This window comes from Pimelobacter simplex (genome assembly GCF_900114845.1).
In the GTDB taxonomy this organism is placed as follows: Bacteria; Actinomycetota; Actinomycetes; order Propionibacteriales; family Nocardioidaceae; genus Nocardioides; species Nocardioides simplex.
Genome location: NZ_FOUK01000005.1, coordinates 420424 through 429282 on the forward strand (window position 1 = coordinate 420424; position 8859 = coordinate 429282).

Sequence of the window (8859 nt, forward strand, 5' to 3'; positions counted from 1 at the left end):
CGAGGTTCAGGGGCGCGGGTAGCCGCGCCAGACGTGGACTGCGAGGTAGAGATACCCGCCACCGAGCGCCGCCGCCGAGACCGACCGGGGGAGTAGCCGCCTCGTGGTCGCGCAGATCGTGGGCAGCCCGCGACGATGCCGCGAGTAGTTGTAGACCAGGGTCCCGAGAAGGAGCGCCCAGCCCGGCACCGCTACTCCTCGGTGCGGTTCGGGACGCCGTAGACGGCGACCGCCGTCACCACGGCGAGGACGATGGTGAGCACCCGGTACCCGGCGTCGTCGGGAGTGAGGGTGCCAACGAGGGCAGTCAGGATCGCGCCGACGAACGCAGCCCACGTCTTGGCGGTGGCGAGGAAGGTGTTCACGGTATTGCTCCAATCCTTGGAGTTGCTGGGAGAAACCTTGGAGGTCAGCGGATGCCGAGGATGTCGATCCAGGGCGCCGGGTGGTCGGTGAGGCCGTTCTTGATGCCGTAGCGGTCGACGCCGTGGGCGCCGACGACGATGCGGTGGGAGACGATGACGCCGACGATCCGGTCGCGGTCGTCGCCGTAGCCGCGGCCGCCGAGGTGGCGGGCCACCTCGTGGAGGTTGCGGTTGGCGTCGATGCACACGATCCACGCCTTGCCCCGGCGCTCGGCTCGGTCGGTGCGCTTCTTGAGTTGGGCCAGGTGTCGATCCTGGGCCGCCTTCCCGGCGCGCTTCGGGGGCGGGTGGGCGGAGAAGACACGCACCCACTGGCCGTCGATCTCCACAGCGCACCGGGCGATCCACCGAGGCAGCGTCGCTGCCGATCGGCCGCCGAGGAAGATCCGGAAGTTCCGTGCGCGCAGGCCGCGGACAATGATCCCTGAACCGCGCACAGCCGGGGTCGAGGTGCGCTGCATCGCTCGAGCTCCCGCGCCGACGAGGCGGGCGAGCCACACGTTCTTGGCTTCCTGTACGCCGAGTACGACGGGGTAGTCGACCGTGGCGAGCAGGTGGCGGACGTGCTTGCGGTCCTTGAACCAGCCGGTGGTGAACGCAAGGTTCGGCGAGTAGACCCGAGCCTGCGGCTCGGTCACTGCTTCTTGACCTTCCGCAGCTCACGGATAGCGGCCTTGACCCGCTCCGCGCGCACGGGTCCGGCGCCGACGAGGGCAGCTTGGGCAGCCTTGATGGCGTCGCGGATCGGCTTCGGGCGGCGCTTCACGGACGGCGCCGGGGGAACGTACAGGTTCCACGGGACGGTGGAGTCGTACCCGCTGGCCTTGGTGGCGACGGACAGGTGGAGGTGTTTGGTGTGTGGGTTGGTGCCGTCGTATGGGCGCCAGCCTTCGTGGATCCGGTCGCGGCTGAGGATGGTGCGGTTCCAGATGATGTAGGCGCCCGACCCGAGAGCGGGGTGGATGCCGGCGCGGAGCATCTCGGCGAGTCGGGCAGCGAGGACGTTGCAGTCGAGGCCGCCATGCGGGTCGTGAGTGAAGTCGCGGGCGCGGACGACGCCGGCCTTGTTCGGGTTGTGGTCCGAGGTCCGCGCGGCATGTGCCGGGTCGCCGATCGACCCGTCGGAGAGCTTCGACCGGTTCGGGGCGTGGGCGTTGATCTCGGCGAGGACGACGTCGAGGGAGCGTGCGGTGCGCCAGGTCACGGGTTGCCTCCTGTGGGCAGTTGCGCCACCGGGGCGCAGATGAGGTTGACGGAGCCGTCGGAGTTCACGGAGAAACCGCGCTGGTACTCGCCGTCGGGGCAGGTGTAGGTGCCGGGCTGAGTGGTTCCGGCGGGACCGGGCGGGCCGGTGGGGCCTTCTGGTCCGCGCTCGCCCTGGGGGCCACGTTCGCCCTGCTGGCCGGGCGGGCCGGGTGGTCCTTGTGCGCCGTCGGCTCCGGCAGACCCCGTCGTCCCGTTGGTGCCGGAGCTGCCGTCATCACCCTTGGGGCCACGAGGTCCCTCCGGGCCGGGTGGGCCGACGGGGCCCTGGATGCCCGGGAGGCCAGGCGCACCCGGCGCACCCGGGGTGCCGGGGATCGGCGCGGGACTGCAGCCCTCGACGTCGGCGCAACGGCGGGCGTTCTCCTCGGCTGCAGCCTTGACCTTGCCGAGCTGGCTTCGGAGGTCGGCCCGGTCTGCCCTTGAAGCCTCGACGCGGGACTGGAGTTCGTCGATCTCGTGGAGACCGTAGGCGAGCCCGACGCCGAGCGCGATGGCAGCGAGGGCGGCGATGGTCCACCGGATGCGGCCGGTCATGACCCGCTCCGGTCGATGACGAGGTTGGCGATGAACAGTGCGATCGGGATCAAGATCGTCACGACGATCCACTTCTGGTTGGCGATCAGCTTGTCGAGGGCGCTCTGCTGGCGCTTGTCGCCGTCCTCGCGGGCGGCCTTCTCCTCGATCATCGAGATGCGTCGGGCGTCGCGTTCGGCGGCGATGTCGTCGGCCAAGTCCTTGATCTTGTCGTCGACTCGGCGCTGCTCGGCGTTGAACGCCTCGGTGGTGACCAGCCGGTCGAACCGCTTGTCGAGGCGGTCGAACCCTGCCTGCTGGTTCGCGTCGATCTTGTCCAGACGCTCGTCGAGGCGCTGCTGGAGCTGCCAGGCGCCAGGCTCTTGGGTCATCAGCCCACCGCCGATGTCGGGGTCATCTGGATGGCCTCCCAGGCCACGTTGACCGTGGCGGTCTGTGCGGTGGTGTCGCCGGTGTAGACGTAGACCGACGCGCCAGTGGTGGTCGCGTTGAGCACGCGGGGGACGAACTTCTGTGACCCGGAGGGGGCGCTCTGCAGGGTCGCGAGCACGATCGGCGCGACGGTGAACCGGCCTGCCGGGAACGTGATGTTCGTGAACGCGGAGTTCGCTGCCGAGAGGGCGACGTTGACCACGCCGGTGGCGATCGCGAACGGCGCGACTCCGGAGCCGCTGCCACCAGCTCGAGCAGCGGCGTCGACGGCGAGGTTCCCGACCTGCTCGAGGACCGAGGTGTCGTCGCGGGCCGCGAGCCCCACCGGGTTGGCCTGTAGCTCGTCGTCTTCCCAGTTGTAGTCAGTGTCTCCGATGACGACGTCGGTGTTCTGGGCGACGCCGCGGACATCCGGGACCCCCAGGAGGCGGAGGGTGTCGCCAGCCCTCACGAGCGCCAGGTCGACCTCGGTTCCGCCGGGGGTTGTGGCTTGACCGCGCGCCAGCGTGATCCCGTTGGTCCACCCAGAGCGGCCCTGAAGGTCCGACCAGATGTCCTGCGCAATGCTTGCCGCCTGCGCTGGGGTCTTGGCGCCGCGGTCGGTGATGTCGACGGGACGCTCGATTCCGCTCGCAGGGCTCGTGGCGGGGTAGGAGGCGGTTGCGCGCCTGCCGGTGGTTGGGTCGAGGTAGCGAACGAAGACGCGGTCGACTCGCTCTTCGGCGGCGGAACCCAGGACTCCAGAACCGGGCATGGCGTGCCAGGTTGGCCGCGTCTCGTCGACAGGAGCGGCAATGAGCTGCCGACTCTCATTGACGACCCAGCGGCTGGCGTTCTCCTGAGCCCAGGCGTCAAGCACCGATCGAATGGTGACCAGACCGCCGCCATCATTGGACTGTCCGACGGGCGTGGTCCCGAAGTCGCCAATGCGTGTCCAAGACAGGACCCCGCGAGCGATGGCCGCGTCGATGACCGCGTTCGGGTTCGTCGACGAGTTCCCCGATCCATCGATCGCCACCGCGTCTTCGCCGTCGCGGGAGGCGCCCAGGGCGATGAACTCGCCCGAATCCCAGTTGGGCTCCTCCAGGGTGCCGGACCAGATGCAGATCGGCCCAAGGAAGACCTCCACCTTGGCGCCGTAGACGAGCGCGGGATGCCGCCAGGTACGGACGATGGGGATCGTCCACGACGCTTGCCAAGATCCGTTGGTACGGGTGGAGTGCTCCAGTTGACCCCAGCCCTGCGGGGCGATCGAGGAAAGCCAGAAGCCCCCGACCCGAACCTCGGGACGGGTCGCGGTGCGGCGGCTCATGCCGCCTCGTCGCCTACGTGAGAGTGGTAGCGCGGGTAGAACTCGAGTTCCGACTGGCTAACCAAGGAGGTCGAGGCGACGGTGAAGATCTGCATCAACCCTGGCTCGAAACGGTGCGCTCCGAACGACTTGCACTTCCAGTCGATGCACACCGAATTTGCTCCCTTGGCTCCGGTGCCGCCGTATACCGATGGCCGCGCGGCGCCGAGTTCGGGGGAGCGGATCTCGATCCAGGTCAGGGAGTCCGAGTCGGTGATCCAAGTCAGGGCACCGTCGTGGACGGCAAAGAGCCAACTCTCGTCGAGAGTCATGTTCGCCGTCCCCGTCAAGGTCAGTTCGATTGCCTGATCCGCTTCGGCCTTCACCGCGGGAAGAGGGATCGAAGCCAGGTTGACGACCTGGTAGGCGCCGCCAGTGGTGCCGACCGCGGTCGATCCGGAGATGACTACCGAGGACCCCACTGTGGTGGTTCCGGTCGCAGAGACGATTCGAGTGGACCACCCGATGGTTCCGGCCGTCGAGACATTGAGTCGGGCCAGCAGCGAGTACGTCCCTTCGGTGATTCGGGACGATGGGATACGAAACGTCATCGCCGACGTGAGCGTGTTCCGCTTTCCCGACACCATCGTCGAGTCAGTCGTCTCCGCAGCAGACGCGGTCCGGAAGGGGCGCAGGGCAGGCGAAGACTGGGGGTTCGTCGAGGTGTAGAAGAGCACTTCGGTGCCCAACGCGGCAGGTGTTGCGTCGTAGAGACGAGCCATTGCCTGCGTGGGCGCCGAACCGGTCACGGTCGCCGACCGCGCCTGCTGGCGCGACGTGCCCGATGCCGGCAGCGCGTCCGTGCGAGCCACCTCGTGCACGCGAAGAGCAACCGAGGCCCCAGACGCTGTGGTTGTGCTGGCTCGGCTGAAGGCGATCGAGGTCACCGAGGTCAGTGGTCCGAAGTAGTAGTCGGAGGCACCGGCGATCGTCGGGCTCGCGGCCACCAGCTTCGGGCTCATGACGCCCCCGCCGCCGACCGCAGACAGCGATCCCCCTTCGCCCAAGGACGTGTCCGAGGCGGTGATGCGGAGATAAGGAGTGGAGCCGAACGAAATCGAACCGGCGCGCGCCAGATTGAGCGATTCGACCCCCGGAGTCGATGTCGAAGTGGCCGCAGCCTGCACGTAGCCACCAGTTGATGTCACTACCGGCGTGGTGACATTGGTGCCAGATGCCGTCCACCCAGACGTCGAATCGCACGTGTCGATCACAACCACAACGGGCGTGACTGCAGGCGGAGGAAGTGCGGGGACCACCGTCCGGGCAGCCGTCCTGGCGAACGGCAGACATGTGAGCGTCAGGAGAAAGTAGCGGTACTCGCGGGCCTTCTCCTCAAGATCCCACTCGCCCTGATAGTCGCGGTCAAGGCTGGCTCCAACAACGTCGAACACGCAGGTCTTGGCATCGGTGGCCGGCGGAACCCAAGCGAGCTGCGACTTACGCGTCGCAAGGATCTCCCGCATCAGAGCGGCCTCTGCTGCGGCCAGCGCCGGTCCCGCCGCCGCGAGCGGAGCCGAGAGGCGAAGACGGATCACAACCTCGCGGTTGTCCCAGCCTTCCAGTACGGCCAGCGCCCCATCGGTCAACAGCGAGCGGACCACCTCGACCCGTTGCTCAGGGTTCCCAAACGACGACCCATCCGCGACCGACTCCACCAGATAGCCAGATGCGGCCGGAGTCGTCGACACAAAATCCAACGATCCCCACGTCAACCCGTGCTGCTGAGTCACGCCGCTCCTCCTGTCTCAAGCAGGGCCAGTGCGGCATCGATCGCCTCGACCTCGGAGGCGCAAGCCGCAAGACGTTCGCAGGCCGCATCGACATCGGCCTGCATCTCGGCAACCCGCTGCTCCTGCACCCCAACGCTGTCCGGGCCGCCCGTCAGCTCGGCCCGTCGCGCCTTCAGAAGAGCGACCACCGGGCCCTCGATCACCTCGGGAACCAACTCCGACACCCGGTCACCCCTTCTTTCGATTGCGGGCGGCGTTGCCCTTGCCGCGCTTGCGTGAATCGCGGTCCTTCTTGCCGTTGCGGTCGATGGCCTTCTCGATCGCTCCGACCTTGCCTTCGAGACGACGGGCGCTGGAGTCGAGGACCTTGAACTCCGGCCCGTAGGCCGCCGCCGACGCGCTCTTCCCGGTCGAGGTCGCCAGATTGTCCCGCCGCTCGTACTGCTTCTCGTACTGAGCGAGTTGCGCAGGGGTGAGCCCGGCAAACCGCCCGATGGTCGCGGCGTCGCCCTGGGCGAGCAGTGCGTCAAGGGCGCCACCGTTGAGGCCCTTCTTCTGCAAGGCCGCGATGTCCTTCTGCATCTGCGTGCCGGTCGCGATGTCGCCAGCCAGGATCGCCATGACGTCCTCGAACGACCCGCCCGCCGACCATGCCTCGGTCTCGCCGAACAGGTCCGAGGCGAGCTTGCCCGCGACCGCGTCCTGCAGCGACGACATCTTCGACGCCAGCTCGTCGCGGGCATCGGTCTCGTCCTCGAGCGAAGCCTTGGACCGCTTCAGCGCCTTGTTCAAGCCCTTCAACGTCTTGGGCAGCTCGAACGCCTCACCCCACGAGCCGCCGATAGCCGACATCCACGTCGGGTTCTTCCCAGCGGTTCCACCATCGGCTAGGCGGCCGGCGTTGATCGCCTTCAGCAACGGCCGGAATCGATCAGCTTGGCCCACCCGGTTGGAGATGACCTCCTCGCCCGGGGCCAGCAGGTAGGGCAGATAGTCGCGGTAGCCGCCCCCGTCGTCAGGCACCGTCGAACCGGACGCAGATCGAATCAAACGCCCTCCGGGGCGAGGGATAGTTCCACCATCCGCGGGGTTCTCAAGAGGTCCCCGCCACGGGTCCGTGACGCCGCCCCGGTTCCCCTTCGGCCCCTTGACGTTGGTGTAGAAGTTCTTGAACGTCGTCGAGACCGTGATGTTCTTCCCTCGCAAGGCGTCGATCTGCGCCTGGAAGCTGCGCAGCGCCGCCTTGGCGTTGGCGGTATTGACCTTGACGTCCACCTTCTCGACGGGAGGCAGGCCGAGAAGGCGGCGAGCGAGGACCTCGACCGCATCCGCGTAGGCGTCACTAGCGTTCTGACCCGACCGAAACGCCTTGTTCGCGCGACGGATCTCCGCGTCGCTCGCATTCGCCAACTGCTCCAAGCGAAGAGCACCCTCAACCCCAGCCTCCTGCAGCGACGCGATCAGGCCGTCATCCAGGCCCTCCTTCGCCGCCTTCTTCGAGTTCGCCGTGAACTCACGAAGCGCACGAGCCTGCTTCTCCATCTCGCCGATCCAGTCGCCCAGCGAAACCTTCGGATTGTTCAGCGACTCGCCCAGCGTCAAGAACGAACGGGCAGTCTCGGAGGCGCCATCGCGGGCGTCCTTGAGGGCCTTGGCCATCTCCTCGGTCTCGGCGGCGCTCAGGTTCGCGGCATCGGCAGAACTGAGAGTGGCGCCCGTCAGCTCACCCTGAGCAAGTGCTGCCGCCTTGGCGTCAGACTCGGCCTTGCCGAGGAGATTGCCGTTCTCCTCGATGACCTTGTTGAGCCCCTTGTTGACCTCGGCCGCCTTGTTTTGGCCACTTGTGATGCCGGGGAGCCAGTAGGTGATTGCTTCCTTGGCGTTGTCGCCGAAGCTGTCCAACTTTCCGTTCAGCTTGTCGTAGGTCTCGCCCACGTACTCGCCGGAGGCGCCGTTGGCATACAGATCCTCGGCCAACTTCTGCATGTTGATGCCGAGGTCGTCGGCGTACTTTCCAACATTGCTCTTGTTTAGGGCTTCGAGGACGCCGTCGAGGCCCTCTGTGCTCGCCTTGGTGTTTGCGATGCTGCGGCCGAGGGTGTCGAGGTCGTTGGACAGCAACGGGATCCCGACCGCCGCAGCGGCCGTCAGCCCAGTGAGCTTGACCCCGTTCAGCAGCGTGAGTCGTGAGCGAGTGGTGCTGGCCTGGACCCCAAGGTCGGCCAACGACTGCTTCATGTTGACCACGCCGCCAATCACCTTGGCGGTGAACCAGAGGCCGCCGCCAAACACCGCGGTCAAGCCGAGCGCTCCCGCGGTCGCGCTCTTGACTGGTCCGGGCAGCGACTGAAAGGCGTTGGTGACCCCCGTAACAACGTCGGCGGCCTCCGAGAGCACCGGGAGCATCACGGAGCCAAGCTCGATGCCCGCGTCCTTGACGTTATTCCACGCCACCTGGACCTCTGCGGCCGTCGTGCCCGACCGCTTCGCGAACTCATCAGAGAGCGCCGAGTTCTTCTCCCACGCCTCGGCACCCATCGCCAGCGAGTCGGTCAGCACGTCGCCAGACGCCGCCAGCGAGAGCATCGCCTGCGAAACCCGGATGTCGGACAGGCCGATGTCCTTGAGCGTCCCGAAGACGTCGCCGCCGGACTTGTTGATCCGATCGAGGCCCTGAGTGAACGCGGCGAACGCCTCGGCGGGCGTCTCTTTGAACATCCGCTGGAACTCGGTCGTCGAAGTGCCCGCGACCTCCGCGAACTTCTCCAACTTCGGCCCACCCGACGACACGGCCATCGCCATCTTCGTGAACGCCGTCGAGACAGCCGAACCACCAGCTTCTGCCTCGATGCCCATCGAGGCGACGGCATTGGAGATCGCAAGGATGTCGGTCTCGGCAAGACCGATCTGAGCGCCAGCCCCAGAGATCCGCTGAGCCATGTCGAGGATCTGGGACTCGGTCGACGCGCCGTTGTTGCCCAGGTCGACGAGCGCTGCGGCGAAGTTGTCGATGTCCTCGGGCGCGGTGCCCATCACGTTCTGAATCTGCGCGATCGAGGTGGCCGCCTGGTCGGCCGAAACGTTGGTCGTCGCGCCGAGCTTGATCATGGTCTCGGTG

9 protein-coding genes are annotated in these 8859 nt (G+C 67.2%); all 9 read right to left on the reverse strand.

The window, feature by feature from the left end:
- Positions 1 to 191: 191 nt before the first annotated feature.
- Positions 192 to 365 carry a hypothetical protein gene (locus tag BM223_RS29290; RefSeq protein WP_158510169.1) on the reverse strand — a complete coding sequence of 58 codons (174 nt, stop codon included), beginning with the start codon at positions 363 to 365 and terminating at the stop codon, positions 192 to 194.
- A 44-nt stretch (positions 366 to 409) separates the two neighbouring features.
- Positions 410 to 1063, reverse strand: coding sequence for a hypothetical protein (locus tag BM223_RS22140; RefSeq protein WP_038676796.1), 654 nt, complete (start codon positions 1061 to 1063; stop codon positions 410 to 412).
- Entirely contained in the window at positions 1060 to 1629 is a 570-nt protein-coding gene (locus BM223_RS22145; protein ID WP_052138214.1) for a hypothetical protein, read from the reverse strand. Before BM223_RS22145 ends, BM223_RS22140 begins: the two co-directional genes overlap by 4 nt.
- A complete protein-coding gene (locus BM223_RS22150) occupies positions 1626 to 2225 on the reverse strand; it encodes a hypothetical protein (protein WP_038676798.1) in 600 nt (199 codons plus the stop codon). The genes BM223_RS22145 and BM223_RS22150 overlap by 4 nt, the downstream gene beginning before the upstream one ends.
- Positions 2222 to 2596 (reverse strand): hypothetical protein, encoded by a 375-nt coding sequence (locus BM223_RS22155; protein ID WP_038676800.1) that lies wholly within the window; start codon positions 2594 to 2596, stop codon positions 2222 to 2224. Before BM223_RS22155 ends, BM223_RS22150 begins: the two co-directional genes overlap by 4 nt.
- Positions 2596 to 3969 carry a hypothetical protein gene (locus tag BM223_RS29295; RefSeq protein WP_038676802.1) on the reverse strand — a complete coding sequence of 458 codons (1374 nt, stop codon included), beginning with the start codon at positions 3967 to 3969 and terminating at the stop codon, positions 2596 to 2598. The genes BM223_RS22155 and BM223_RS29295 overlap by 1 nt, the downstream gene beginning before the upstream one ends.
- Positions 3966 to 5741 (reverse strand): hypothetical protein, encoded by a 1776-nt coding sequence (locus BM223_RS22165; RefSeq protein WP_038676804.1) that lies wholly within the window; start codon positions 5739 to 5741, stop codon positions 3966 to 3968. The genes BM223_RS29295 and BM223_RS22165 overlap by 4 nt, the downstream gene beginning before the upstream one ends.
- On the reverse strand, positions 5738 to 5965 hold the full coding sequence (locus BM223_RS22170; RefSeq protein WP_038676805.1) for a hypothetical protein: 228 nt from the start codon (positions 5963 to 5965) through the stop codon (positions 5738 to 5740). The genes BM223_RS22165 and BM223_RS22170 overlap by 4 nt, the downstream gene beginning before the upstream one ends.
- A 4-nt stretch (positions 5966 to 5969) precedes the next feature.
- Positions 5970 to 8859 (reverse strand): phage tail tape measure protein (locus BM223_RS22175; RefSeq protein WP_143128562.1); only part of this gene is annotated, 2890 nt, incomplete at its 5' end.

Excerpts from the sequence above, each read along its gene's own strand:
- BM223_RS22155 (WP_038676800.1), bottom strand. The coding sequence starts at position 2,596 with ATGACCCAAGAGCCTGGCGCCTGGCAGCTCCAGCAGCGCCTCGACGAG.
- BM223_RS22150 (WP_038676798.1), bottom strand. The coding sequence starts at position 2,225 with ATGACCGGCCGCATCCGGTGGACCATCGCCGCCCTCGCTGCCATCGCG.
- BM223_RS29295 (WP_038676802.1), bottom strand. The coding sequence starts at position 3,969 with ATGAGCCGCCGCACCGCGACCCGTCCCGAGGTTCGGGTCGGGGGCTTC.